Below are 24,601 nucleotides of genomic sequence, written 5' to 3'. Positions count from 1 at the left end.
GACGACGAAGGGGACGTGTGTCATGCCGGTTGCGATCATCACGGGGGCGTCCAAGGGACTGGGCCGGGCGCTCGCCGAGGCCCTGGCGGCACGGGGATGGGACCTGGTGCTGGACGCCAGGAACCCGGAGGTGCTCAAGGAGACGGCGACGGCGCTGGAGGCGTACGGCACGCGCGTGACGGCGTTGCCCGGCGACGTCACCGATTCCCGGCACCGGGCGGGGCTGGTGGCTCGGGCCCGGCGGCTGGGCGGCGTGGATCTGCTGGTCAGCAATGCGAGCGCGCTGGGCGCCGAGCCGCTGGTGCGGCTGGACGAGCTGCCCCTGGAGGGCCTGCGGCGGGCCCTGGAGGTGAACGTCGTGGCCGCGCTGGGCCTGGTGCGGGAGGCGTTGCCGTTGCTTCGGGCGGCTCCGGCGGGTGCGGTGGTGACGGTCAGCTCGGACGCGGCCGCCGAGGCGTACGAGACGTGGGGCGGCTACGGGGCGTCCAAGGCCGCCCTGGACCAGCTGGCGGCCGTGCTGGGTGCCGAGGAGCCGGAGCTGCGGGTGTGGGCGGTCGATCCGGGGGACATGGCCACGGATCTGTACGCCGCGGCCGTACCGGACGACGACGATCCGCGGCCGGATCCGGCGAGCGTCGTACCGGCGTTGCTCAGGCTGCTGGACGAGCGGCCCGCGAGTGGGCGCTACGGGGCCCCGGCGCTGCTGGAGGCGCGGTGATGTCGTCGCTGGCGGTGAGGGTGCCGGAGGAGTTGTCGGCCCGGGTGCCGGTGGAGCAGCGGGGGCCGGGCCTGGACCGGGACGGCGTTCGCCTGCTGGTGTCGCACGGCACCGAGGTGTCCCACCACGCGTTCGGGGAGCTGCCGGGGCTGCTGCGGGCCGGTGATCTGCTGGTCGTCAACACCTCGCGCACGCTGGCCGCCGCCGTGGACGGCCGGGTCGGGCACGCGCGCGTGGTGGTGCACTTCTCCACGCGCGGGGACGACGGACGGTGGGCGGTGGAGCTGCGGGAACCGGACGGGAGAGGCACTACGCGCGCGCGTGCGGAAGTAGCGGTCCCCACACGCGCGCGTGTGGGGGCAACGGACGGCGGGCGCGCGGACGGGACGGGTGTCCCGCGCGCGCACGGGGCGGCACCGGGCGTCTCGCGCGCGCGTGCGAATGCAGTGGTGGGGCACGGGTGCGGTGGTCTGGCGGGGACGAAGGTGCGGTTGCCGGGTGGGGGCCGGCTGGTGCTGGAGGAACCGCTGAGTGCGCGCGGGGAGCGGTTGTGGTGGGCGCGGGTGTCCGGGGTGGCGGTGCCCACGCTGCTGCGGGAGCACGGGCGGCCCATTCGCTACTCCTACACGGACCGGGACCAGCCGCTGTCCGTCTACCAGACGGTGTTCGCGCTGCCGGCCGCGGACGGGAGCGGCAGTGCGGAGATGCCGAGTGCGGCGCGGCCCTTCACGGCGCGGCTGGTGGCGGAGCTGGTGAGCCGCGGGGTGCAGTTCGCGCCGGTGACGCTCCACACCGGGGTGGCGTCGGCGGAGTCGCACGAGCCGCCGTATCCGGAGCGCTTCGCCGTGCCGGAGGCGTCGGCGCGGCTGATCAACGCCGTGCGCGCCGGTGACGGGCGGGTGGTGGCCGTGGGGACGACGGCCGTGCGGGCGGTGGAGTCGGCGGCCGGTGCCGACGGGGTGGTGCGGGCCCGGGCCGGGTGGACCGATCTGGTGGTGACTCCGGAGCGCGGGGTGCGGGTGGTGGAGGGATTGCTGACGGGCCTGCACGAGCCCGAGGCCTCACATCTGCTGATGCTGGAGGCGGTGGCGGGGCGGGCGGCGATCGACCGCGGGTACGAGGCGGCGGTACGGGGTCGGTACCTGTGGCACGAGTTCGGGGACGTCCATCTCCTGCTGCCGTAGCAGGGCGTCGCACGCCCCCTTACACATCGCATTGCTTCAGCAACCAAAAGTGAGAACGGTGGGGGGTCGATGTGAGCCCGGGCATAGGGCGCACGTCACGTACGAAGGGGATTAGGAGAACGACTCGTCCGTTTTGAGCGGGGCAGATGGTCCAATCTGCCCCGCTTTGCCGTTCCCTGATCCACTATCCCGGATAGTACGTCACACCTTTGCCTCCGGATTTTGCGGCCGCTAAGAATTGCTCTCGTCGCTCAGCGCCGTGGGTTCTCCCCCGCGGCGTTTGTGCCGGAAGCACCAACTGTCCCCACCGGACGAGAGCGACCTCCGCGCTATTCGAAGAGGTCTATCCCGCCATGCTCAAGAACATCCTCCCCCGTGGCCGCAGTCGTTCCCTGAACCGCAACCAGAAGGCCGCGATCGCCGGCGTCGGCGCGCTCGGCGCCGCCGCCGTCGCCCTCACCGCCGTCCCGGCCAGCGGTCAGACGACGCCCACGAGCGAGGCCGCTCCGACGGCCAAGGTGGCGTACAGCACCAAGCAGATCCAGGACGTGCACGCCGGTGTCACCGGCCAGCTCGCCGCCGCCAGCCAGAAGGTCGCCGCGATCGAGGCCAAGCAGGAGGCGGCCGCGAAGAAGGCGACCGCCGAGAAGAAGGCCGCCGCCAAGAAGGCCGCCGCCAAGCGTGCGGCGAAGGAGACCACCAGCCGGTCCGCCCAGCGCACCGAGGTCAAGAAGGCCGCGCCGAAGTCCTACCCGAACAACCTCGACGGCTGGATCCGCGAGGCCCGGGCCATCATGAAGAAGCACGGCATCCCCGGCTCCTACGAGGGCATCCACCGCAACATCATGCGGGAGTCCTCCGGCAACCCGATGGCCATCAACGACTGGGACATCAACGCCATCAACGGCATCCCGTCGAAGGGCCTGCTCCAGGTCATCCCGCCGACGTTCAAGGCCTACCACGTGCCCGGAACCTCGAAGAACATCTACGACCCGGTCGCCAACATCGTCGCCGCGTGCAACTACGCCGCGGACAAGTACGGCACCATGGACAACGTCGACAGCGCGTACTGAGGTCGGCGCGGACCTCTTCACGACGTCGCCGACGCCGCACGTACGCCGAAGGGCGGCACCCTCCTGACGGGGTGCCGCCCTTCGGGGCGTGCGGGGGCCTGCGGGCCCGCCGACGGATTCCGGGCTACTTGCGCATGACCTCGGGCTCGTGCCGGCGCAGGAAGCGGGCGACGAAGAAGCCGCAGATCACGCCGAGGACGATCAGCGCGACCATGTCCAGCCCCCAGGCGCCGACGGTGTGCTCCCACAGCGGGTCGGCCTCGGCCCCCTTCTCGGGCGGGCTGATCTTGTTGAAGTCCAGCGTGGCACCGGCGGCGGCGACCGCCCAGCGCGAGGGCATCAGGTACGAGAACTGGTTGACGCCGACCGCGCCGTTCAGGGCGAAGAGGCAGCCGGTGAAGACGACCTGGATGATCGCGAACATCACCAGCAGCGGCATGGTCTTCTCGGCGGTCTTCACCAGCGAGGAGATGACCAGGCCGAACATCATCGAGGTGAAGCCGAGGGCCATGATCGGCAGGGACAGCTCGACCAGCGTCATCCCTCCGAGGACCAGCCCCTCCTCCGGGATCTCGCGGCTGGCGAAGCCGATCACGCCGACCAGCAGGCCCTGGAACACCGTGATCAGGCCGAGCACGAAGACCTTGGACATCAGGTACGCGGACCGGGACAGCCCGGTCGCGCGCTCCCGCTCGTAGATCACGCGTTCCTTGATCAGCTCACGGACCGAGTTCGCCGCGCCGGCGAAACAGGCGCCGACCGCGAGGATCAGCAGGACCGTGGTGGCGGTGCCGTTCGGGATGATCCGGCCGGTCTGCGGGTTCGCCGGGTTGGGCAGCAGGCCCTTGTCCGCGTCGATGAGCAGGCTCACCGCGCCCAGCACGGCCGGCAGGATCACCATCAGGGCGAGGAAGCCCTTGTCGGAGGCGATCACCGACACGTAGCGCCGCACCAGCGTGACGAACTGGGACATCCAGCCCTGTGGCTTCGGCGGCTTCATCGCCTGCATGGGCGGCACCTGTACGGACTGCGGTGCGACGGCGTCCAGGTCCGCGGCGTACATCTGGTAGTGCTGCGAGCCCTTCCAGCGGCCCGCCCAGTCGTAGTCGCGGTAGTTCTCGAAGGCGGAGAAGACGTCGGCCCAGGTGTCGTAGCCGAAGAAGTTCAGTGCCTCCTCGGGCGGGCCGAAGTACGCCACCGAGCCGCCCGGCGCCATCACCAGCAGCTTGTCGCAGGTCGCCAGCTCGGCCACCGAGTGGGTGACGACGAGGACGGTGCGGCCGTCGTCGGCGAGGCCACGCAGCAGCTGCATGACGTCGCGGTCCATGCCCGGGTCGAGGCCGGAGGTCGGCTCGTCCAGGAAGATCAGCGACGGCTTGGTGAGCAGCTCCAGGGCGACGGAGACGCGCTTGCGCTGGCCGCCGGACAGGGACGTGACCTTCTTGTCCTTGTGGATGTCCAGCTTGAGCTCGCGCAGCACCTCGTCGATGCGGGCGTCGCGCTCGGCGGCCGTGGTGTCGGCCGGGAAGCGGAGCTTCGCCGCGTACTTGAGCGCCTTCTTGACGGTCAGCTCCTTGTGCAGGATGTCGTCCTGCGGGACCAGACCGATGCGCTGGCGCAGCTCGGCGAACTGCTTGTACAGGTTCCGGTTGTCGTAGAGGACCTCGCCCTGGTCGGCGGGCCGGTAGCCGGTCAGCGCCTTGAGCAGGGTCGACTTGCCGGAGCCCGACGGACCGATGACCGCGATCAGCGACTTCTCGGGTACGCCGAAGGAGACGTCCTTGAGGATCTGCTTGCCGCCGTCGACCGTGACGGTGAGGTGACGGGCGGAGAAGGAGACCTCACCGGTGTCGACGAACTCCTCGAGCCGGTCGCCGACGATCTGGAACGTCGAGTGGCCGACACCGACGATGTCGGTCGGGCCCAGCAGCTGGGTGCCGCCCTTGGGGATCGGCTGGCCGTTGACGTACGTGCCGTTGTGCGAGCCCAGGTCGCGGATCTCCATGCGCCCGTCGGGCGTCGAGTGGAACTCCGCGTGGTTGCGGGAGACCTGCAGGTCGGAGACGACCAGGTCGTTCTCCAGGGCACGGCCGATGCGCATCACGCGGCCGAGCGAGAACTGGTGGAACGTGGTCGGGCTGCGGTCGCCGTAGACCGGTGGCGCCCCCGCCGCGCCGCCGGGGCCCTGCTGCTGGGGGAAGTACGACGCGGCCTGCTGCGGCTGCTGCTGCCATCCGGCCTGCTGGGCCTGGTGCGGGTGACCGTGTTGCGGCACCTGCTGCGGCGGGGCCTGCTGCGCGACCGGCTCCTGCGCCGGCGGTGCCTGCTGGGCCCAGCCCGCGTTGGCGCCCTGCGCGGCGTACGGCTGCTGCTGCGGCTGGGCCTGCGGTGCGCCTGCCGGGGCCTGCGCACCGGACAGGCCCACCCGCGGCCCGTCGGTCGCGTTGCCCAGGTTCAGCACCGTGCCGGCGCCGAGCTCCATCTGCTGGACGCGCTGTCCGTGCACGAACGTGCCGTTGGTGCTGCCGTGATCCTCGACCATCCAACTGCGGCCGTTGAAACTGATCGTGGCATGCCGCCAGGAAACCCTGGCATCGTCGAAAACAAGCTCCCCCTGCGGATCGCGTCCTAGCGCGTATGACCGGGACGGATCGAGCGTCCAGGTCCGTCCATTGGATTCCAGTACGAGTTCCGGCACTCCATGCCCCACTGAGTTGTCCCCCGATGTGCTCCCGTCGCGGGGAGTCTAGGGATGTCGAACATCGGGGGGAACTATTTCAGGCTCGCCCCCCTGACCGAAAGTCGGGCCTTGTGAAAACTGCGTAGGCGCCCATCGGCCGTTCCCGTTGACGGGGTTGAAACCTGCCCGGAGAGTGGTATTCCACGCGAGGGGGGACATGCGCGGCAACCTGACCGCGCAGCGGATCGGGGGGTCTGCCATGAGCGCGTCCACGAGCGTCGCAACCGAGGGTTACGGCACCCGTGTGCCGTGGGGCGACGTCCTGCTGTCCGCGGTCGCCTCCGTGAGCTGGGCGTTGATCGGCATGGCGGCTACGGCGGTGCTCGGTCTGCGGCTGCTGGCCGCGGACGCGGCGGGCTCGCTGGGGCCGATGACCGCGGCGGTCGTGGCGCTCGGGGCGGGTGGTTCGGTCACTCCGGACGGTGATGTGCCCGCGTTCGGGCTGAAGGGGGCCGAGGCGCACACGGCCATCGAGATCACGCCACTGGGAGTGAGCCTGGTCGGGGCGCTGTTCCTGTCGTTCTTCTTCCTGCGGTCCCTGCGGGCGGCCGGAGCTGTCGTCTCCCCCGCCGAACTCCTCGCGCGCGTGGGCGGGGTGGTCGCGCTGTTCGTGGCGATGACGGGCGGACTGGCCTGGGCGGGTCACGACGCCGTCACGGTCGACGGCGCCTCGCTCGGGCTCGACGACCTGCCCGGGGGCGACGGCGGTGGCGGTGGGCTGGAGATTCCGGGGCTCGGTGACGTGGGCGGCGACATCGGCGGGCTGCTGCCCGACCGGATCGGCGACCTCGTCGACGCCCGGGCCGCCGTCGGGTTCACCGTCGACACCGCGCCGGACCGGTGGGCTGATGAGGGGACGGATCGGCAGGCAGACGAGGACGTGTACGGAGCTCCCACGGTGGCCGGGCCGCTCGCCCCGCCGCCGGGAACGCCGCGACGGCCGCCAAAGCCGAGGGAGCGCCCCCCGTCCCGGCCCTGGGGCGAACGTCCGCCGCCCCCTCCGCCGCCTCCTCCCGCCCCGCCGCGACGACCCCGGGACGGACAGTGAAGGGCAGCCGCCGGCAGTCATCGTGCCGCGTCGCACCGCCCGGGGTGCGGAGCACCTGTCCCCCGCCCACTTGGGCGGAACGTGCGGAGGCCGGGCCGCACGGCGCCCTTGGTGTCCGTACGGTGCGAAGTAGGCATCGGGGCTCCGGGTGCGCCGGGACCGAACCCCGCTGCCGCCCCTGCCGTGTGGACCCGCGCGCCTCCCCGCGCCGACTGTCCGCCAGGCGGACCTCGGGAGCGGGCGGCACCGGGTGCCGGATACGGTGGGAACACCATGAGCGCTACGCAGACCTCTGACGTTCCCACGCTTCTCGTCAAGATCTTCGGCAAGGACCGGCCCGGCATCACGGCCGGCCTGTTCGACACCCTCGCCGCCTACTCCGTCGACGTCGTCGACATCGAGCAGGTCGTCACCCGTGGCCGGATCGTGCTGTGCGCGCTCGTGACCGAGCCGCCCCGCGGCCTGGAGGGCGATCTCCGGGCGACCGTCCACAGCTGGGCGGAGTCGCTGAAGCTGCAGGCGGAGATCATCTCCGGCATCGGCGACAACCGGCCGCGCGGCTTCGGCCGCTCCCTGGTCACGGTGCTGGGGCACCCGCTCACCGCGGAGGCGACCGCCGCCATAGCGGCCCGGATCACCGAGTCCGGCAGCAACATCGACCGTATCTTCCGGCTGGCCAAGTACCCGGTGACCGCGGTCGAGTTCGCCGTCTCCGGCGTGGAGACCGAACCGCTGCGCACGGCCCTGGCCACCGAGGCGGCGGCGCTCGGCGTGGACATCGCGGTGGTCGCGGCGGGGCTGCACCGGCGGGCGCAGCGCCTGGTCGTGATGGACGTGGACTCCACGCTGATCCAGGACGAGGTCATCGAGCTGTTCGCCGCCCACGCCGGCTGCGAGGACAAGGTCGCCGAGGTGACCGCGGCCGCGATGCGCGGGGAGCTGGACTTCGAGCAGTCGCTGCACGCGCGCGTGGCCCTGCTGGCGGGCCTGGACGCCTCGGTGGTGGACAAGGTGCGCGCCGAAGTGCGGCTGACGCCGGGCGCCCGCACCCTGATCCGCACCCTGAAGCGGCTCGGCTACCAGGTGGGGGTCGTCTCCGGCGGCTTCACCCAGGTCACCGACGCCTTGCGGGAGCAGCTGGGGCTGGACTTCGCGCAGGCCAACACGCTGGAGATCGTCGACGGCAGGCTGACCGGCCGGGTGACCGGGGAGATCGTGGACCGGGCGGGCAAGGCGCGGCTGCTGCGCCGGTTCGCCGCCGAGGCGGGCGTACCGCTGTCGCAGACCGTGGCGATCGGCGACGGCGCCAACGACCTGGACATGCTGAACGCGGCCGGGCTGGGCGTCGCCTTCAACGCCAAGCCGGTGGTGCGCGAGGCGGCGCACACCGCGGTGAACGTGCCCTTCCTGGACACGGTGCTGTATCTGCTGGGCATCACCCGCGAGGAGGTCGAGGCCGCGGACACGCTGGACGAGGGTCTCGGCGACAGCCTCGGTCTCTCCCCCGAGCGGCTCTGACGGTCGGAGAACCGCACGGCGGAGGCGGCGGGACGGGCGGAAGCCCGGCACGGCGGAAGCCCGGCACGGCGGAAGCCCGGCACGGCGCGGGCCCGGCCCTCGAGGGCGCCGGGCCCCGTGCCGCGGATGCGGTCAGTCGGTCGGTGCCCAGTAGTCGACCAGGGTGGCCGTGCCGGGCTCCACGTCCTTCCAGGAGCCCGTGAAGGTCAGAACGGCGAAGGCGGCGGTCGGGAAGCCCCGGCGGCTGATCCGCTCGCGGACCTCGGCCTCGGCGGAGCCGGCGAGGATCTCGGTCAGTGCCTCCATGCCCGGGTTGTGGCCGATCACCAGCACGTTCGACAGGTCGTCGGGGGTTTCGTTGAGCACGGCGATCAGCTCGCCGGGCGAGGCCTCGTAGATCCGCTCCTCATAGACGGTTTTCGGCCGGTGCGGGAACTCCTGGACGGCGAGCTTCCAGGTCTCCCGGGTCCGAATCGCGGTGGAGCACAGGGCCTGGTCGAAGGGGACTCCGGTGTCCGCGAGCCGACGCCCGGCCTCCGCGGCGTCCATGCGGCCCCGGTCGGCGAGCGGCCGCTCGTGGTCGCTCACCTGTGGCCAGTCGGCTTTCGCATGCCGGAAGAGAACAATCCTGCGGGGTTCTGCGACGCTCATGGCATCCAGCTTCGCATGAAACAGGCCACGGGGCTCTGGGAGTTGACATGCGTATTCACCACGGAGGGCGGGAGGCCCGTGACGGAGCGCGGTCGGCGCTCAGCGTGCGGTCAGCTGCTCCACCCGCTCCAGCAGGTGCGCTATCGCGGGCTGCTCGGCGGCCGCGTGGGCGTCGGCGGGATTGAGGATGAGCAGGAACAGCGCGACGAAGGCCAGCACGGGCAGGGCCACGGCCCACCAGGGCAGCCGGATGTCGACGCCGCCCCGGGTCGCCTGGGGAGGCCGGGTCTGAAGAGGGGCCGACATGAGTGCCTCCGCTGGTCTTCGGGCGTCCCTGGTCCGTGCTCCGCGGCCCGCCTGTCGCGGGCACATCTCGAAGTTACGGAATCCGCGGGGCCCAACCCATCCGGAGGTCCACCCACTTGACCCTGACCCCCGCCCCCTAGGGGACGGGGGGTTAACCCCACCATCCACTCGGGGAGGGCGGCGTCACGGAGAGGCGATGGTCGCGATAACGCCGATGATCACGAAGATCGCGAGGAAGGAGCCGAAGACGATCAGCATCTTCTTCTGGCCGTGCTGGGGGTTCGGATCGAGGACTGGCATACGGCAAGTCTCGCATTCCCCGCGCGGACCGCTCCCGGCGACCCACCCGCCGCTCCCGGCGGACCGGCCGCCGGGAGCGGCGCACCGCCCGCCGGGCTCAGCGGGCCGCCTCGTCCTCCACCGTGCGGTCGCGCCCCGCCAGGACGCCCACCACGATCTGCGGCACCATCAGCGCGCTCATCAGCGCGATCGGCAGTCCCCAGCCGCCGCTGTGCTGGTAGAGGACGCCCACCAGGAGGGGACCCGGGATGGAGATCAGGTAGCCGGTGCTCTGCGCGAAGGCGGACAGCTGGGCGACGCCCGCGCCCGTCCTGGCCCGCATGCCGACCATGGTCAGCGCGAGCGGGAAGGCGCAGTTGGAGACGCCGAGCAGCAGGGCCCAGGCCCAGGCGCCGCCGACCGGGGCGAAGTACAGACCGGCGTATCCGGCGAGTCCGCACAGGCCCAGGGCGAGCACGATCGGGCCCTGGTGGGGCAGGCGGGACGCCACGCGGGGGATGACGAAGGCGAGCGGCACGCCCATCACCATGATGACGGCGAGCAGCAGCCCGGCGGTGCCGGCGGAGACGCCCGAGTCACGGAAGATCTGCGCCATCCATCCCATCGTGATGTAGGCGGCGGTGGCCTGGAGGCCGAAGAAGACGGCGAGCGCCCAGGCCGTACGGCTGCGGGTGATCCGCAGCGGGGGCTGGTCCGCCGGCTTCTCGGCGGGCCGGGCGCTCTCCCGCCGCGGCTCCGACGTGGACGGTCCGGCGGCCGTCGGCGCCTTCCGGTTCCGCACGAAGGGGAGCCACGGCACGACGGCCAGGGCCGGCAGTACGGCCCAGACCGCGAGACCGGGCTGCCAGTGGCCGCCCAGCGCGTTCGTCACGGGCACGGTCGCCGCGGCGGCGACGGAGGTGCCGAAGGCGAGGGCCATCGAGTACAGGCCGGTCATGGAACCGACGCGGTCGGGGAAGTAGCGCTTGACGATGACCGGCATCAGGACGTTGCTGACCGCGATGCCCATCAGCGCCAGGGCGGTGGCGGCCAGGAAGCCGCCCGTGCCGCCGACGTACGGGCGTAGCAGCAGGCCGGCGGTGATGGCGACCATGCCGGCGCAGACCACCGCTCCGGGCCCGAAGCGGCGGGCCAGCCGGGGGGCGGTGACGCCGAAGACGGCGAAGCAGAGCGGGGGCACGGAGGTGAGCAGTCCGGCGACGCTGCCGCTCATGCCGAGCCCGTCGCGGACCTCTTCCAGGAGCGCGCCCAGGCTGGTGATGGCGGGGCGCAGGTTCAGCGCGGCCAGGACGATGCCGACGATGAGCAGCCGGGTCGGCCACGGCGTCCACGCGCGCGTGGCGGGCGCCTCGCCGGGTACCTCGTTCCTCCGGCTCTCCGCGCGCGTCTCGGCGCGCACGTCCCTGCTCGCCTCCGTACTCGCCTCCGTACGTGTCTCGGTCCGGGTTTCGTCACTAGCCATGAGGCCCATCATAGAATCATGGGATGATTGGTTGTCCACACGCTCGTCCGCTCGTGTGCGAAGGTGAGCCATGCCACTGAGCCATCCCCGTCGTTCGGCCCTGTCCGAGCAGGTCATCGCCACGCTGCGGCAGCAGATCGCCTCGGGCGAGTGGCCGGTCGGTTCCCGCATCCCCACGGAGCCCGAACTGGTCGAGCAGCTCGGCGTCGCCCGGAACACGGTCCGTGAAGCGGTCCGCGCGCTCGCGCACAACGGGCTGCTGGACATCCGCCAGGGCTCGGGCACGTACGTCGTGGCGACCAGCGAGCTGGCCGGCGTCATGCAGCGCCGCTTCGCCGGCGCCGAACCCCGGCACATCGCCGAGTTGCGTTCCACGCTGGAGTCGGCCGCCGCGCGCCTGGCCGCCGAGCGGCGTACGGAGAAGGACCTCAAGCAGATCGACGCCCTGCTGCTGCGCCGGGAGGAGGCCTGGGAGTCGGGCGAGGCGGAGGCGTTCGTGGCGGCGGACGCCACGTTCCACCTGGCGGTCGTGGCCGCCTCGCACAACGACGTGCTGACCGCCATGTACGCGGACCTGAGCGAGGTGCTGCGGGACTGGCTGCGGGGCGACGTGGGCGAGGGCATGTCCCCGGCGTCGCACATGGACCACGGCCGGCTGGTGGACGCGATCCGCGCGGGTGACGCGGCGACGGCGGCGGAGGAGGCCGCGGCCTATCCGTTCGTGTGCCGTCCGGGGCTGTTCGACCCGCCCTCGGACGACTGACTCGCGCCCGGGCCGGGCGTCACGGGCGCCACTCGGGCGACGACGGAATGACCAACGGCGAACACGCGAACGGGCGGACGAGCGCAAAGCCGAGGGCCCGCACCCCGTACACGGCCGTGCACGGGACGCGGGCCCTCGGCGAGGCGGCCGGTCAGGCGCCGATGGCGTGCAGACCGCCGTCGACGTGGACGATCTCGCCCGTGGTCTTCGGGAACCAGTCGCTGAGCAGCGCGACGATGCCGCGGCCGGCCGGCTCCGGGTCCTTCAGGTCCCACTCCAGCGGGGAACGGCTGTCCCACACGGCGGCCAGGTCACTGAACCCCGGGATGGACTTGGCGGCCATGGAACCGATCGGGCCCGCCGAGACCAGGTTGCAGCGGATGTTCTGCTTGCCGAGGTCACGGGCCATGTAGCGGCTCGTGGCCTCCAGCGCGGCCTTGGCCGGGCCCATCCAGTCGTACTGCGGCCAGGCGTACTGCGCGTCGAAGGTGAGGCCGACGACCGAGCCGCCGTTCTGCATCAGCGGCAGGCAGGCCATGGTCAGCGACTTCAGGGAGTACGCCGAGACGTGCATGGCCGTGGCCACCGACTCGAACGGCGTGTTCAGGAAGTTGCCGCCGAGCGCGTCCTGGGGGGCGAAGCCGATGGAGTGCACGACGCCGTCGAGACCGCCCAGCTCCTCGCCGACGACGTCCGCGAGCCGGGCGAGGTGCTCGTCGTTGGTGACGTCCAGCTCGATGACCTTGGTGGGCTTGGGCAGCTTCTTGGCGATGCGCTCGGTCAGCGTCGGCCGCGGGAACGCGGTCAGGATGATCTCGGCACCCTGCTCCTGGGCCAGCTTCGCGGCGTGGAAGGCGATGGAGGACTCCATCAGCACACCGGTGATCAGGACGCGCTTGCCCTCGAGAATTCCGCTCATGGTGATCAGTGACCCATTCCCAGTCCGCCGTCAACGGGAATGACGGCTCCAGTGATGTACGAGGCGTCGTCCGAGGCGAGGAACCGCACCGTCGCGGCGATCTCCTCGGGCCGCGCGTACCGTCCCAGCGGCACCTGCGACACGATGTTCGCCCGCTGCTCGTCGGTGAGCACCTTGGTCATGTCGGTGTCGACGAAGCCCGGCGCGACGACGTTGAAGGTGATGTTGCGCGACCCCAGCTCACGGGCGAGGGAGCGCGCGAAGCCGACCAGGCCGGCCTTGGAGGCGGCGTAGTTCGCCTGCCCCGCGGAGCCGAGGAGCCCGACCACCGACGAGATGAGGACGACGCGGCCCTTCTTGGCGCGCAGCATGGCGCGGTTGGCGCGCTTGACGACGCGGAAGGTGCCGGTGAGGTTGGTCTCGAGGACGGAGGTGAAGTCCTCCTCGGACATGCGGATCAGGAGCTGGTCCTTGGTGACGCCGGCGTTGGCGATCAGGACCTCGACGGGACCGTGCGTCTCCTCGATCTCCTTGTAGGCCTGCTCCACCTGCTCGGTGTCGGTGATGTCGCACTTGACGGCCAGGAAGCCCTCCGGCGGCTCACCCGAGCGGTACGTGATCGCGACCTTGTCGCCGGCGTCGGCGAAAGCGCGGGCGATGGCGAGGCCGATGCCCCGGTTTCCTCCGGTGACGAGAACCGAGCGGCTCAACGGATCACCCTTTCCCTAGCGGTCGTCCACCCGCCCGGTCACCCGTACGGCGGACGGCGACGGCAGGCGGCTTCCTCGAAAATCTATCGGTCCCCGGCCTCCCCCAAAGACTCGGGCACCCACAGTGGCTTACGGGGCTCTCTGTCGGGTCCCTACAGAACCGGTCCCGGGTGCGACGGGAAAGGTGTGGTCGCCGGACCGCGGACGCGACATGATGCGGCGCAGCCCCCGGTGTCGCGGCAGACGACCGGTCACGTCGACAGAAAGAGACACAGGTGCCTCACAGCATCGACGAAGCCTTCACGGCACTCCCTCTACGCGCCCTCGCCGACGCCGCCCTCGCCCGGGCGAGGGCGCTCGGTGCGGAGCACGCCGACTTCCGGCTGGAGCGGGTGCGCAACGCGTCGTGGCGGCTCAGGGACGCAAGGCCCGCCGGGTCCTCGGACACCACCGACCTCGGGTACGCGGTGCGGGTGGTGCACGGCGGCACGTGGGGTTTCGCGTCCGGCGTGGACCTGACCCTGGACGCCGCCGCCAGGGTCGCCTCGCAGGCGGTGGCGATGGCGAAGCTGTCGGCACAGGTGATCAAGGCGGCGGGGTCGGACGAAAGGGTCGAGCTGGCGGGTGAGCCCGTGCACGCCGACAAGACCTGGGTCTCGGCGTACGAGATCGACCCCTTCGGCGTGCCCGACGCGGAGAAGGCGGCGCTGCTGGCCGACTGGAGCGCGCGGCTGCTGGCGGCCGACGGGGTCGACCACGTGGACGCCTCGCTGCTCACCGTGCACGAGAACAAGTTCTACGCCGACACCGCCGGGACCACGACGACGCAGCAGCGGGTGCGGCTGCACCCCGTGCTCACCGCTGTGTCGGTGGACGACTCCAGCGGAGAGTTCGACTCCATGCGCACGCTGGCGCCGCCGGCCGGGCGCGGCTGGGAGTACCTGACCGGGACCGGCTGGGACTGGGACGCCGAGCTGGCCGAGATGCCGGAGCTGCTGGCCGAGAAGATGCGGGCGCCGAGTGTCGAGGCGGGGCTGTACGACCTGGTCGTGGACCCGTCGAACCTGTGGCTGACCATCCACGAGTCCATCGGCCACGCCACCGAGCTGGACCGCGCCCTCGGCTACGAGGCGGCCTACGCCGGGACCTCCTTCGCCACCTTCGACCAGCTCGGCAAGCTGCGCTACGGCTCGGAGCTGATGAACGTCACCGGCGACCGCACCGCCGAGCACGGCCTGGCGACCGTCGGGTACGACGACGAGGGCGTCGAGGGCCAGTCCTGGGACCTGGTGAAGGACGGCACGCTGGTGGGCTACCAGCTCGACCGGCGGATCGCGCGGCTCACCGGTTTCGAGCGGTCCAACGGATGCGCCTACGCCGACTCCCCCGCGCACGTGCCGGTGCAGCGCATGGCCAACGTGTCGCTGCGGCCGGATCCGGGCGGGCTGTCGACCGAGGACCTGATCGGGGGCGTCGACCGCGGGATCTACGTCGTCGGCGACCGGTCCTGGTCCATCGACATGCAGCGCTACAACTTCCAGTTCACCGGTCAGCGCTTCTTCCGGATCGAGAACGGGCGGCTCGCCGGTCAGCTGCGGGACGTGGCGTACCAGGCGACGACCACCGACTTCTGGGGGTCCATGGCTGCCGTCGGCGGGCCGCAGACGTATGTCCTGGGCGGTGCCTTCAACTGCGGCAAGGCCCAGCCGGGGCAGGTCGCGGCCGTGTCCCACGGCTGCCCGTCCGCCCTCTTCAAGGGAGTCAACATTCTGAACACGACGCAGGAGGCCGGTCGATGAGCGTCCGCAGCAGCAAGCCGCACGAGATCGTCGAGCGGGCGCTGGAGCTGTCCCGGGCCGACGGGTGCGTCGTCATCGCCGACGAGGAGTCCACCGCCAACCTGCGCTGGGCGGGCAACGCCCTCACCACCAACGGCGTCACGCGCGGGCGCACGCTGACGGTGGTCGCCACCGTCGACGGGCAGCAGGGCACGGCGTCCGGTGTGGTGTCGCGCTCGGCCGTGACCGTGGACGAGCTGGAGCCCCTGGTGCGCGCCGCCGAGGCCGCCGCGCGGGGTGCCGGTCCGGCCGAGGACGCGCAGCCGCTGGTCCCGGGCGGGCCGGGGTCGCCGGACTTCACCGACGCGCCCGCCGAGACCTCGTCGGCGGTGTTCGCCGACTTCGCGCCGGCCCTCGGCGAGGCGTTCGCACGCGCGCGTGCGGGCGGCCGGGAGCTGTACGGGTTCGCGAACCACGAGATGACGTCGACGTACGTGGGCACGTCGACGGGGCTCAGGCTGCGGCACGACCAGCCGAACGGGACGCTGGAGCTGAACGCCAAGTCGCCGGACCGGACCCGGTCGGCGTGGGCGGGGCAGGCCACGCGGGACTTCAAGGACGTCGACCCCGCGGCCCTCGACGCCGACCTGGCCGTACGGCTCGGCTGGGCCGCCCGGCGGGTGGAGCTGCCCGCCGGGCGGTACGAGACGCTGCTGCCGCCCACGGCGGTCGCGGACCTGCTGATCTACCAGTACTGGTCGGCCTCGGGGCGGGACGCGGTCGAAGGGCGCACGGTGTTCTCCAAGCCCGGCGGCGGCACCCGGGTCGGCGAGCGGCTGGGTGCGCTGCCGCTGACGCTGCGCAGTGATCCGCACGAGCCCGGCCTGGAGAGCGCGCCGTTCGTGGTCGCGCACTCCTCGGGCGGCGACCAGTCGGTGTTCGACAACGGACTGCCGGTGGCGGCGACCGACTGGATCCGGGCGGGCGAGCTGCACCGGCTGACGACCACCCGGCACAGCGCGGGTCTGACCGGGCTGCCGGTGGCGCCCGCGATCGGCAACCTGATCCTGGACGGCGGCGACCCGGACCGTTCCCTGGACGAGATGGTCGCGGGCACGGAGCGCGGCCTGCTGCTGACCTGCCTCTGGTACATCCGCGAGGTGGACCCGGCGACCCTGCTGCTGACCGGGCTGACCCGGGACGGCGTCTATCTCGTCGAGCACGGCGAGGTCGTCGGCGAGGTGAACAACTTCCGGTTCAACGAGTCGCCGGTGGACCTGCTGGGGCGGGCCTCGGAGGCGGGGCGCACGGAGAAGACGCTGCCCAGGGAGTGGGGCGACTGGTTCACCCGGGCCGCGATGCCGGCGCTGCGGGTCCCCGATTTCAATATGAGCTCTGTCAGTCAGGGCGTATAACCTCGTAGGCGGCCGTCACCCGACTGCCTGAAGATCATCACGCACGCATGAGCACGTAGGAGACGCGAGAACCGTGACGGACATCGTCGACGAGCTGAAGTGGCGCGGGCTGTTCGCCCAGTCCACCGACGAGGACGCTTTGCGCAAGGCGCTCGCGGACGGTCCCGTCACGTTCTATTGCGGTTTCGACCCGACCGCGCCGTCGCTGCACGTGGGGCACCTGGTGCAGGTGCTCACGGTGCGACGGCTCCAGCAGGCCGGGCACCGGCCGCTGGCGCTGGTCGGCGGGGCCACGGGTCAGATCGGCGACCCGCGCCCGACCGCGGAGCGCACGCTGAACTCGCCGGAGACCGTCGCCGGCTGGGTCCAGCGGCTGCGCGGCCAGATCGAGCCGTTCCTGTCCTTCGAGGGCGAGAACGCCGCGGTGATGGTCAACAACCTCGACTGGACCGAGGGCCTGTCGGCGATCGAGTTCCTGCGGGACATCGGCAAGCACTTCCGGGTCAACAAGATGCTGACCAAGGACTCCGTCGCCCGGCGCCTGGAGTCCTCGGAGGGCATCAGCTACACGGAGTTCAGCTACCAGCTGCTCCAGGCGATGGACTTCCTCCAGCTCTACCGGAGGTACGGCTGCACGATGCAGCAGGGCGGCAGCGACCAGTGGGGCAACCTCACGGCCGGCCTCGACCTGCTGCACCGGCTCGAGCCGGACGCGTCGGTCCACGCCTACGCGACGCCGCTGATGACCAAGGCGGACGGCACCAAGTTCGGCAAGACCGAGGGCGGCGCCGTCTGGCTCGACCCGGAGATGACCACGCCGTACGCGTTCTACCAGTTCTGGCTGAACGTGGACGACCGGGACATCTCGACGTACATGCGCATCCTGTCCTTCCGCTCCCGCGCGGAGCTGGAGGAGCTGGAGCGGCAGACCGAGGAGCGTCCGCAGGCGCGGGCCGCGCAGCGCGCGCTGGCCGAGGAGCTGACGACGCTGGTGCACGGCGCCGACCAGACGGCCGCCGTGATCGCCGCGTCCAAGGCCCTCTTCGGCCAGGGCGACCTGGCCGAGCTGGACGAGCGGACGCTGGCGGCGGCCCTGTCCGAGCTGCCGCACGTCCGGGTCGCCGAGCCGGCCCCGGTCGTGGATCTGTTCGCCGAGGTCGGTCTGGTGGCCAGCAAGTCCGCCGCGCGCCGCACGGTGAAGGAGGGTGGCGCCTACGTGAACAACGCCAAGGTCGCCGGCGAGGACGCCGTCCCCGCCAAGGAGGACCTGCTGCACGGGCGCTGGCTGGTGCTGCGCCGCGGCAAGAAGAACCTGGCCGCGGTGGAGGTCACCGGCGCCTGAGCGGGCGCACGCGTGAGGGGCGGTCCCGGCGGGCCGAGTGCCGCCGGGGCCACCCCCCTTCGCCGTACGGGGTGGTGCGGTCAGGCCCGGGACCGCCCCTTCGCCGTTCGGGGTGGTGCGGTCAGGCCCGTCCGCGTCGCCTGCTGCCGCGCGCCGACGTGTAGGCCGCGTCGCCGAGGCCGACCACGATGATCGCCGCCACCAGCTGGAACAGGTGCCGCCACCAGTCGATGCCGGCCGTGGCCTCGACGCCGGCCGCGCGGGCGATCGCGTTGCCGATGATCGCGCCGATCATGCCGCAGATGGTGGTGAGCCACAGCGGCATGTGCTGCTTTCCGGGGATGATCGCCTTGGCGATCAAGCCGAGCACGAATCCCACGATGATCGCCCACAACCAGCCCATGGCTGCCTCCTCGTCCGGCTCTACGCGAGCATTGCCACCAGTGTTCGGGCGTACCTCGTACGGCGCATGCCGCGTACGGCCGAACGGGGTACCGGCGCCCGCGCCGGGCGGCGCACGCGGTGCGGTCCGACCGGGGGGTGCCCCGGTCTCGTGGACGGCGCAGACGCGGCGTAACGTGGTGAGTTGTCCGGGACCTGCGTCCCCGAGCGGCCTCGGACGAGAGCGGGGCGGGGAGAGTCCGATACGGGCGGATGGTGGAACCAGATGCGGAAGCAGAGTGCCGGCGGCAGTGCCGAGGTGTTCCGGATCACCGGGGCCCGGACCGGCCTCCAGGAGGACGTGCGCGGGCGGCAGCGCCGGTACGTCATCTCGATGTCGATCCGTACGCTGTCGGTGATCCTCGCGGTCTGCCTGTGGAACGTGGAACGGCACGTCGCGATCGCGGCCCTGATCCTCGGCGCGGCGCTCCCGTACATCGCGGTGGTGATCGCCAACGCGGGGCGTGAGAACGCGCCATCCTTGCCGTCGACGTTCGTGACGGCGCCGACCCCGCCGATGATCACGCCGCCGCGGGCCGGGAACGGCGCGGCGGAATCCGTCCCGGAAGGCGCCACGGCCGATCCGGGGCCGCACGCGGCCGGTGAGTCACGCGGTCGGCCGTGACCGCGGCGCCCCCTCCGGGCGGCGTCGATTCCACGCCAGGCCGAAGAAATGCTCAGATGAAATTCGTGTTGTTCCGTGCCCGGGGAAGGATGGGCCGTGACATACTTCGTACGCGCTCCGCATCCCCCGTCGGAGCGACGGACCGACGCCGGGCAGCTCCCCCCGTGGCTGCTCGGCGTCGCCATGTGTGGGGACCTGTGAGAAGAAACCGTGAGTGACGAAACCACCCCGATCTGCTCCGCCAAGGGCTGCCGGACCGCCGCCGTGTGGGTACTGGCGTGGAACAACCCGAAGCTCCACACTCCGGAGCGCCGCAAGACGTGGATCGCGTGCGACGAGCACCGCGAGCACCTGTCCCGGTTCCTCGGGGTGCGGGGTTTCCTGAAGGACGTGGTCCCGCTCGCCGAGTGGGAGGCCCGGGAGGTCTCCGGCGGGTCCGGGCCCGCCTAGCCCCCGATCGCCGACATCGGGCGGTCCGGCTGTACGAACGTCGGGTCGTCCAGGCCCGCGCCCGCCTTCTTGCCCCACATGGCCAGGCGCCAGATGCGGGCGATCTCCTCGTCGGGGGCGTCGGAGCGCAGGGCCGCGCGCAGATCGGTCTCCTCGGTGGCGAACAGGCAGGTGCGCACCTGACCGTCGGCCGTCAGCCGGGTGCGGTCGCAGGCCGAGCAGAACGGGCGGGTGACGGAAGCGATGACGCCGACGCGGTGCGGGCCACCGTCGACCAGCCAGCGTTCGGCGGGGGCCGAGCCGCGCTCCCCGGCGCCCTCCGCGGTCAGCTCGAAGCGGGTGCGCAGGGAGGTCAGGATGTCACCGGCGGTGATCATGCCCTCGCGCTTCCAGCCGTGCTGGGCGTCCAGGGGCATCTGCTCGATGAAGCGCAGTTCGTAGTCGTGCTCGACGGCCCAGGCGAGCAGGTCGGGGGCTTCGTCGTCGTTGAGCCCCGGCATCAGGACGCTGTTGACCTTGACCGGGGTCAGTCCGGCCTCGCGGGCGGCTTCCAGGCCCTCCAGGACGTCCTGGTGGCGGTTGCGCCGGGTGAGGGTCTTGAAGACGTCCGGGCGCAGGGTGTCCAGGGAGACGTTGACCCGGTCCAGGCCCGCCGCCTTCAGGGCCGCGGCCGTGCGCTTGAGGCCGATGCCGTTGGTGGTCAGCGACATCTGGGGGCGCGGGGCGAGGGCGGCGACGCGCTCGACGATCCCGACCAGACCGGGGCGCAGCAGCGGTTCCCCGCCGGTGAAGCGGACCTCCTCGATGCCGAGGGAGGTGACCGCGATGTCGATGAGGCGGACGATCTCGTCGTCCGTGAGCAGGTCGGGCTTGGCGAGCCACTGCAGGCCCTCTTCGGGCATGCAGTAGGTACAGCGCAGATTGCAGCGGTCGGTGAGCGAGACCCTCAGGTCGGTGGCCACTCGGCCGTAGGTGTCGATGAGCACGTGGCCCCCTCCCTCGACGCGGATCGGCGGAGCGTTTGTCTCCTCCGCCACCGTCGAGCCTACGTGACCGGTCCGACATCGACAGCCGCCCGAAACCACGACGCGGGACGCGGCCGCGTCGTAGGGATCTACGAGCGGCCGCGTCGGCAACGGTCGGGCCGGGGGCGTCAGTGCGCTCCGGTGCCGGTCAGGGACCTGACTTCCAGCTCCGCGTACTTCGCCTCGTCGGGCTTCTCCTTGGACAGGATCGTGCCGAGCCAGCCCATGAGGAAGCCGAACGGGATCGAGATGAGCCCCGGGTTCTGCAGCGGGAACCAGGCGAAGTCGACGTCCGGGAACATCGCCTTCGGGTCGCCGGAGACCACGGGCGAGAACAGCACCAGGCCGACGGCGACGATGAGGCCGCCGTAGATCGACCACAGGGCGCCCTGGGTGGTGAACCTCTTCCAGAACAGGCTGTAGAGGATCGTCGGCAGGTTGGCCGAGGCGGCGACGGCGAAGGCCAGGGCGACCAGGCCGGCCACGTTCAGGTCGCGGGCGAGCGCGCCGAGCGCGATGGAGACGATGCCGATGAACACGGTCGCCCAGCGGGCCGCCCGCATCTCCTCCTTCTCGGTGGCCCGGCCCTTGCGGATGACGTTGGCGTAGATGTCGTGCGCGAAGGACGAGGACGAGGCCAGGGTGAGGCCCGCGACGACGGCGAGGATGGTCGCGAAGGCCACCGCCGAGATCGTGGCGAGCAGGATCGCGCCCCAGGCCGAGTCGACGCCGCCCACGTGCAGCGCGAGCAGCGGCGCGGCCGTGTTGCCGGACGGGTTGGACGCGATGATCTCGTCCTTCCCGATGAGCGCGGCGGCTCCGAAGCCGAGGGCGATGGTCATCAGGTAGAAGGCGCCGATGATGCCGATCGCCCAGTTGACGGACTTACGGGCGGCCTTGGCGTTGGGCACCGTGTAGAAGCGGATCAGGATGTGCGGCAGACCAGCGGTGCCGAGCACCAGGGCGATGCCGAGCGAGATGAAGTCCAGCTTGGACGTGCCGGTGGCGCCGTACTTCAGTCCGGGCTCCAGGAAGGAGCTGCCCGCGCCGCTGTTCTCGGCGGCCTTGCCGAGCAGGTCGGAGACGTTGAAGTCGAACTTCAGCAGCACCAGGAAGGTGATCAGGATGGTGCCGCCGATCAGCAGCACGGCCTTGACCATCTGCACCCAGGTGGTGCCCTTCATGCCGCCGATGGTGACGTACACGATCATCAGGACGCCGACCAGGGCCACGATGAGGATCTTGCCGGCGTCGGAGGTGATGCCGAGCAGCAGCGAGACGAGGATGCCCGCGCCCGCCATCTGGGCCAGCAGGTAGAAGATCGACACCACGATCGTGGAGGTGCCGGCGGCGGTGCGCACCGGCCGCTGGCGCATGCGGTAGGCGAGGACGTCGCCCATGGTGTAGCGGCCGGAGTTCCTGAGCGGCTCGGCGACCAGGAGCAGGGCGACCAGCCAGGCGACCAGGAAGCCGATGGAGTACAGGAAGCCGTCGTAGCCGAAGAGGGCGATGGCGCCGGCGATGCCCAGGAAGGACGCGGCCGACATGTAGTCGCCGGAGACGGCCAGACCGTTCTGGAAGGCGCTGAACTGGCGGCCGCCCGCGTAGAAGTCGGCGGCGTCCTTGGTCTGGCGGCCCGCCCAGACGGTGATGAACAGCGTCGCGGCGACGAAGACCGCGAAGAGCGTGATGATCAGCGGCCGGTGCTCGCTCGCCTCGTTGGCGGCCAGTTCGGCGGCGAATACGGACTGTGCGGGGCTCATGCGCCGCCCTCCATCCGGGACTTGATGGCCTCGGCCTTGGGGTCGAGCTTCGCGGCGGCGTGCCGCGAGTACCACCAGGCGATGAGGAACGTGGTGACGAACTGGGCGATGCCGAAGACGAACGCGACGTTGATGTTGCCGAAGAGCTTGGTGCCCATGAAGCCGCCGGCGTAGTTCGACAGCAGCACGTAGAGCAGGTACCAGGCGACGAAGGCGAGGGTCAGCGGGAACGCGAAGGAGCGGAAGGAGCGGCGCAGTTCGGCGAACTCAACGCTCTGCTGCACTTCGGAGAACTCCTCGGCGGAGGGGAGACGGTGCTCCTCCTGCGAGGGGGGCTCCTCTTTCGAGGGGGGCGGTGCGTCGGTGGCCACGGAGTCTCCTCGTACGACGGACATGACGGCTGGACCTCGGTGTATTCACGGGGGCTGATCGTGCTCGGGCTCCCTGCCCAACGACACGGCGCCCCGGGGGGACCGGTTCAACACCCGCGGCACTTTCCGAAGTCACCCTGAGCGGGTCATTGCTGGCCAGCGACTTCGGGGATAGCTTCACCCTGCACCACTACGTCATGTACCTGCCCGAGCCGTACCCGTGTCTCGGGCAGGTGCCGTTTGCCGATGATGTGGAGACCCCATGGATCATCTGCGTTTCCCGGGTGGCCCGCGCTCCGCACGCGTTTCCCGAGTTTTCCCGACGGACTGGAGACACCACGCATGACCGCACCCCACCCGCGTCACCGTCGTGCCCTCGCGATCCCGGCCGGCCTGGCCGTGGCCGCGTCGCTGGCGTTCCTGCCGGGCACCCCGGCCACCGCGGCACCCGCGGTGGAGTCCGCCCCCTCGGCGGCGACCGACGGGACCTCGCTCAGCTACGTCGTCAACGTCTCCCCGGGGCACCGCCCCTCGGCCACCGTGCGGCGCGCGATAGCCAAGGCGGGCGGCACGATCGTCACGTCGTACGACCGGATCGGCGTGATCGTCGTCCACTCCGCCAACCCGGACTTCGCCAAGAGCGTGCGCAAGGTGCGCGGCGTGCAGTCGGCCGGTGCCACCCGCACCGCGCCGCTGCCCTCGGCCGCCACGACCGACACGGGCGCACCGCAGGTGCTGAGCGGAAAGGAGCTGGCCGCCGCGCAGGCCACCTCCGCGAAGGCCGAGGGCCAGGACCCGCTGGAGTCACTGCAGTGGGACCTGCCCGCCATCAAGGCGGACAAGGCGCACGAGAAGTCGCTGGGCAGCAGCAGGGTGACCGTCGCCGTCCTGGACACCGGCGTGGACGACACCCACCCGGACATCGCCCCGAACTTCGACCGCGAGGCCTCCGTCAACTGCGTCGCGGGCAAGCCGGACACCACCGACGGCGCCTGGCGGCCGAGCGCCTCGGAGAGCCCGCACGGCACCCACGTGGCCGGGGAGATAGCCGCCGCCAAGAACGGCATCGGAATGACCGGTGTGGCGCCCGGCGTCAAGGTCTCCGGCATCAAGGTCGGCAACCCCGACGGCTTCTTCTACACCGAGGCCGTGGTCTGCGGCTTCATGTGGGCCGCCGAGCACGGCGTGGACGTCACCAACAACAGCTATTACACCGACCCGTGGTACTTCAACTGCAAGGACGACCCGGACCAGAAGGCGCTCGTCGAGGCCGTCTCGCGGGCCACGCGGTACGCGGAGAAGAAGGGCGCGGTCAACGTCGCCGCGGCCGGCAACGAGAACTACGACCTCACCTCCGACGAGATCACCGACCCGTCCTCCCCGAACGACACCACGCCCGGTGACCGGACGGTCGACCCGTCGAAGTGCCTGGACATCCCGACCCAGTTGCCGGGGGTCGTGACGGTCGCGGCGACCGGTGCGAAGGGCCTCAAGTCGTCCTTCTCCAACTACGGCCGGGGCGTCATCGACATCGCCGCGCCCGGCGGCGACTCGACGGCCTACCAGACGCCCGAGCCGCCCGCCACCAGCGGACTGATCCTGGGCACGCTGCCCGGCGGCAAGTGGGGCTACATGGCCGGTACGTCGATGGCCTCCCCGCACGTCGCGGGTGTCGCCGCCCTCATCAAGTCGACGCACCCGCACGCCTCCCCGGCGATGGTCAAGGCCCTGCTGTACGCCGAGGCCGACGCCACGGCGTGCACCAAGCCGTACGACATCGACGGCGACGGCAAGGTCGACGCGGTGTGCGAGGGCCCGAAGAACCGCAACGGCTTCTACGGCTGGGGCATGGCCGACGCGCTGGACGCGGTGACCTGGTAACCGGCTACGCGCGCGTGACGCGGGGGCGGCGGACCGGTCCCACCCGGCCCGCCGCCCCACTCGTGCGGCGGCATCTGTGCGCTGGACACCTACGAGGACCTGCCCATACGTCGCCGAA

At 71.4% G+C, this 24,601-nt stretch carries 22 protein-coding genes and 1 pseudogene; 12 read left to right on the top strand and 11 right to left on the bottom strand.

Features of this window, described 5'->3' with window-relative positions; genetic code table 11:
* Nucleotides 1–22 precede the first annotated feature (22 nt).
* The 3 genes from AB0P07_RS17290 (at nucleotide 23) to AB0P07_RS17280 (ending at nucleotide 2,975) form a co-directional block, all read left to right on the top strand.
* On the top strand, nucleotides 23–718 hold the full coding sequence (locus AB0P07_RS17290; RefSeq protein ID WP_365551232.1) for an SDR family NAD(P)-dependent oxidoreductase: 696 nt from the start codon (nucleotides 23–25) through the stop codon (nucleotides 716–718).
* Nucleotides 718–1,902, top strand: coding sequence for an S-adenosylmethionine:tRNA ribosyltransferase-isomerase (locus tag AB0P07_RS17285; protein WP_365551229.1), 1,185 nt, complete (start codon nucleotides 718–720; stop codon nucleotides 1,900–1,902). The genes AB0P07_RS17290 and AB0P07_RS17285 overlap by 1 nt, the downstream gene beginning before the upstream one ends.
* A 353-nt stretch (nucleotides 1,903–2,255) precedes the next feature.
* The gene (locus AB0P07_RS17280) at nucleotides 2,256–2,975 is read left to right on the top strand and encodes a transglycosylase SLT domain-containing protein (protein WP_365551227.1); all 720 of its coding nucleotides are present in this window, start codon (nucleotides 2,256–2,258) and stop codon (nucleotides 2,973–2,975) included.
* A gap of 124 nt (nucleotides 2,976–3,099) precedes the next feature.
* Here AB0P07_RS17280 and AB0P07_RS17275 read toward each other — a convergent pair whose 3' ends face one another.
* On the bottom strand, nucleotides 3,100–5,673 hold the full coding sequence (locus AB0P07_RS17275; RefSeq protein WP_365551225.1) for an FHA domain-containing protein: 2,574 nt from the start codon (nucleotides 5,671–5,673) through the stop codon (nucleotides 3,100–3,102).
* Between the two features lie 241 nt (nucleotides 5,674–5,914).
* Between AB0P07_RS17275 and AB0P07_RS17270 the strand changes: the two are divergent.
* Together AB0P07_RS17270 and serB are read left to right on the top strand one after the other, a co-directional pair.
* Nucleotides 5,915–6,550 (top strand): annotated as a pseudogene (locus AB0P07_RS17270) (streptophobe family protein); the annotation flags it as partial.
* A 486-nt stretch (nucleotides 6,551–7,036) separates the two neighbouring features.
* Nucleotides 7,037–8,281 carry a phosphoserine phosphatase SerB gene (gene serB / locus AB0P07_RS17265; protein ID WP_164419258.1) on the top strand — a complete coding sequence of 415 codons (1,245 nt, stop codon included), beginning with the start codon at nucleotides 7,037–7,039 and terminating at the stop codon, nucleotides 8,279–8,281.
* 132 nt (nucleotides 8,282–8,413) lie between these two features.
* On the opposite strand, the gene AB0P07_RS17260 is transcribed toward serB, so the two are convergent.
* From AB0P07_RS17260 to AB0P07_RS17245, 4 genes are all read right to left on the bottom strand, one after another.
* Nucleotides 8,414–8,932: a histidine phosphatase family protein gene (locus AB0P07_RS17260; protein WP_365551222.1), complete on the bottom strand. Its 519-nt coding sequence runs from the start codon at nucleotides 8,930–8,932 to the stop codon at nucleotides 8,414–8,416.
* A 99-nt stretch (nucleotides 8,933–9,031) separates the two neighbouring features.
* Nucleotides 9,032–9,238 carry a hypothetical protein gene (locus AB0P07_RS17255; RefSeq protein WP_365551219.1) on the bottom strand — a complete coding sequence of 69 codons (207 nt, stop codon included), beginning with the start codon at nucleotides 9,236–9,238 and terminating at the stop codon, nucleotides 9,032–9,034.
* Between the two features lie 183 nt (nucleotides 9,239–9,421).
* Nucleotides 9,422–9,538, bottom strand: coding sequence for an SGM_5486 family transporter-associated protein (locus tag AB0P07_RS17250; protein ID WP_037836969.1), 117 nt, complete (start codon nucleotides 9,536–9,538; stop codon nucleotides 9,422–9,424).
* 97 nt (nucleotides 9,539–9,635) lie between these two features.
* Entirely contained in the window at nucleotides 9,636–11,012 is a 1,377-nt protein-coding gene (locus tag AB0P07_RS17245; RefSeq protein ID WP_365551216.1) for a CynX/NimT family MFS transporter, read from the bottom strand.
* Nucleotides 11,013–11,070: 58 nt separating this feature from the next.
* On the opposite strand from AB0P07_RS17245, the gene AB0P07_RS17240 reads away from it, so the two are divergent.
* On the top strand, nucleotides 11,071–11,763 hold the full coding sequence (locus tag AB0P07_RS17240) for a FadR/GntR family transcriptional regulator (protein WP_365551213.1): 693 nt from the start codon (nucleotides 11,071–11,073) through the stop codon (nucleotides 11,761–11,763).
* Between the two features lie 151 nt (nucleotides 11,764–11,914).
* Here AB0P07_RS17240 and fabI read toward each other — a convergent pair whose 3' ends face one another.
* The gene (fabI, locus tag AB0P07_RS17235; RefSeq protein WP_164419262.1) at nucleotides 11,915–12,682 is read right to left on the bottom strand and encodes an enoyl-ACP reductase FabI; all 768 of its coding nucleotides are present in this window, start codon (nucleotides 12,680–12,682) and stop codon (nucleotides 11,915–11,917) included.
* 5 nt (nucleotides 12,683–12,687) lie between these two features.
* Nucleotides 12,688–13,392, bottom strand: coding sequence for a 3-oxoacyl-[acyl-carrier-protein] reductase (fabG, locus tag AB0P07_RS17230; protein ID WP_125632841.1), 705 nt, complete (start codon nucleotides 13,390–13,392; stop codon nucleotides 12,688–12,690).
* A gap of 275 nt (nucleotides 13,393–13,667) precedes the next feature.
* Here fabG and AB0P07_RS17225 point away from each other — a divergent pair, with 275 nt between their 5' ends.
* The 3 genes from AB0P07_RS17225 to tyrS all read left to right on the top strand — a co-directional run bounded on the left by AB0P07_RS17225 (nucleotide 13,668) and on the right by tyrS (nucleotide 17,927).
* Nucleotides 13,668–15,191 carry a TldD/PmbA family protein gene (locus AB0P07_RS17225; RefSeq protein WP_365551210.1) on the top strand — a complete coding sequence of 508 codons (1,524 nt, stop codon included), beginning with the start codon at nucleotides 13,668–13,670 and terminating at the stop codon, nucleotides 15,189–15,191.
* Nucleotides 15,188–16,585, top strand: coding sequence for a metallopeptidase TldD-related protein (locus tag AB0P07_RS17220; protein WP_365551207.1), 1,398 nt, complete (start codon nucleotides 15,188–15,190; stop codon nucleotides 16,583–16,585). The genes AB0P07_RS17225 and AB0P07_RS17220 overlap by 4 nt, the downstream gene beginning before the upstream one ends.
* A 73-nt stretch (nucleotides 16,586–16,658) precedes the next feature.
* Entirely contained in the window at nucleotides 16,659–17,927 is a 1,269-nt protein-coding gene (gene tyrS / locus AB0P07_RS17215) for a tyrosine--tRNA ligase (protein ID WP_197924924.1), read from the top strand.
* 121 nt (nucleotides 17,928–18,048) lie between these two features.
* Here the strand turns inward: tyrS and AB0P07_RS17210 are convergent, their stop codons facing one another.
* The gene (locus tag AB0P07_RS17210) at nucleotides 18,049–18,330 is read right to left on the bottom strand and encodes a GlsB/YeaQ/YmgE family stress response membrane protein (protein WP_362352303.1); all 282 of its coding nucleotides are present in this window, start codon (nucleotides 18,328–18,330) and stop codon (nucleotides 18,049–18,051) included.
* A gap of 264 nt (nucleotides 18,331–18,594) precedes the next feature.
* On the opposite strand from AB0P07_RS17210, the gene AB0P07_RS17205 reads away from it, so the two are divergent.
* Complete coding sequence (locus tag AB0P07_RS17205; protein WP_365551203.1) at nucleotides 18,595–18,993, top strand: DUF3099 domain-containing protein; 399 nt, start codon at nucleotides 18,595–18,597, stop codon at nucleotides 18,991–18,993.
* Nucleotides 18,994–19,203: 210 nt separating this feature from the next.
* Nucleotides 19,204–19,443 carry a hypothetical protein gene (locus AB0P07_RS17200; RefSeq protein ID WP_365551200.1) on the top strand — a complete coding sequence of 80 codons (240 nt, stop codon included), beginning with the start codon at nucleotides 19,204–19,206 and terminating at the stop codon, nucleotides 19,441–19,443.
* Here the strand turns inward: AB0P07_RS17200 and moaA are convergent.
* The 3 genes from moaA to AB0P07_RS17185 all read right to left on the bottom strand — a co-directional run bounded on the left by moaA (nucleotide 19,440) and on the right by AB0P07_RS17185 (nucleotide 22,602).
* On the bottom strand, nucleotides 19,440–20,429 hold the full coding sequence (moaA, locus tag AB0P07_RS17195) for a GTP 3',8-cyclase MoaA (protein ID WP_165288298.1): 990 nt from the start codon (nucleotides 20,427–20,429) through the stop codon (nucleotides 19,440–19,442). The two genes, AB0P07_RS17200 and moaA, sit on opposite strands and share 4 nt — an antisense overlap.
* A 167-nt stretch (nucleotides 20,430–20,596) precedes the next feature.
* Nucleotides 20,597–22,231, bottom strand: coding sequence for a cation acetate symporter (locus AB0P07_RS17190; protein WP_365551197.1), 1,635 nt, complete (start codon nucleotides 22,229–22,231; stop codon nucleotides 20,597–20,599).
* Nucleotides 22,228–22,602, bottom strand: a complete 375-nt coding sequence (locus AB0P07_RS17185) for a DUF485 domain-containing protein (protein WP_365551194.1) — start codon at nucleotides 22,600–22,602, stop codon at nucleotides 22,228–22,230. The genes AB0P07_RS17190 and AB0P07_RS17185 overlap by 4 nt, the downstream gene beginning before the upstream one ends.
* Nucleotides 22,603–22,944: 342 nt before the next feature.
* Here AB0P07_RS17185 and AB0P07_RS17180 point away from each other — a divergent pair, with 342 nt between their 5' ends.
* Nucleotides 22,945–24,483 carry a S8 family serine peptidase gene (locus AB0P07_RS17180; RefSeq protein WP_365551191.1) on the top strand — a complete coding sequence of 513 codons (1,539 nt, stop codon included), beginning with the start codon at nucleotides 22,945–22,947 and terminating at the stop codon, nucleotides 24,481–24,483.
* Nucleotides 24,484–24,601 lie beyond the last annotated feature (118 nt).

The sequence above is a fragment of the Streptomyces sp. NPDC085944 genome (assembly GCF_040686295.1).
Taxonomy (GTDB): Bacteria; Actinomycetota; Actinomycetes; order Streptomycetales; family Streptomycetaceae; genus Streptomyces; species Streptomyces salinarius.
The sequence above is the reverse complement of the archived record's forward strand: the minus strand, read 5'-3'. Positions and strand labels throughout refer to the sequence as shown.

Bases quoted from the DNA above. Each gene is read 5' to 3' on its own strand.
- AB0P07_RS17290 (WP_365551232.1), top strand. From the start codon at position 23: ATGCCGGTTGCGATCATCACGGGGGCGTCCAAGGGACTGGGCCGGGCG.
- AB0P07_RS17285 (WP_365551229.1), top strand. From the start codon at position 718: ATGTCGTCGCTGGCGGTGAGGGTGCCGGAGGAGTTGTCGGCCCGGGTG.
- AB0P07_RS17280 (WP_365551227.1), top strand. From the start codon at position 2,256: ATGCTCAAGAACATCCTCCCCCGTGGCCGCAGTCGTTCCCTGAACCGC.
- serB (WP_164419258.1), top strand. From the start codon at position 7,037: ATGAGCGCTACGCAGACCTCTGACGTTCCCACGCTTCTCGTCAAGATC.
- AB0P07_RS17260 (WP_365551222.1), bottom strand. From the start codon at position 8,932: ATGAGCGTCGCAGAACCCCGCAGGATTGTTCTCTTCCGGCATGCGAAA.
- AB0P07_RS17255 (WP_365551219.1), bottom strand. From the start codon at position 9,238: ATGTCGGCCCCTCTTCAGACCCGGCCTCCCCAGGCGACCCGGGGCGGC.
- AB0P07_RS17250 (WP_037836969.1), bottom strand. From the start codon at position 9,538: ATGCCAGTCCTCGATCCGAACCCCCAGCACGGCCAGAAGAAGATGCTG.
- AB0P07_RS17245 (WP_365551216.1), bottom strand. From the start codon at position 11,012: ATGATGGGCCTCATGGCTAGTGACGAAACCCGGACCGAGACACGTACG.
- AB0P07_RS17240 (WP_365551213.1), top strand. From the start codon at position 11,071: ATGCCACTGAGCCATCCCCGTCGTTCGGCCCTGTCCGAGCAGGTCATC.
- fabI (WP_164419262.1), bottom strand. From the start codon at position 12,682: ATGAGCGGAATTCTCGAGGGCAAGCGCGTCCTGATCACCGGTGTGCTG.
- AB0P07_RS17220 (WP_365551207.1), top strand. From the start codon at position 15,188: ATGAGCGTCCGCAGCAGCAAGCCGCACGAGATCGTCGAGCGGGCGCTG.
- AB0P07_RS17210 (WP_362352303.1), bottom strand. From the start codon at position 18,330: ATGGGCTGGTTGTGGGCGATCATCGTGGGATTCGTGCTCGGCTTGATC.
- AB0P07_RS17205 (WP_365551203.1), top strand. From the start codon at position 18,595: ATGCGGAAGCAGAGTGCCGGCGGCAGTGCCGAGGTGTTCCGGATCACC.
- AB0P07_RS17190 (WP_365551197.1), bottom strand. From the start codon at position 22,231: ATGAGCCCCGCACAGTCCGTATTCGCCGCCGAACTGGCCGCCAACGAG.
- AB0P07_RS17180 (WP_365551191.1), top strand. From the start codon at position 22,945: ATGACCGCACCCCACCCGCGTCACCGTCGTGCCCTCGCGATCCCGGCC.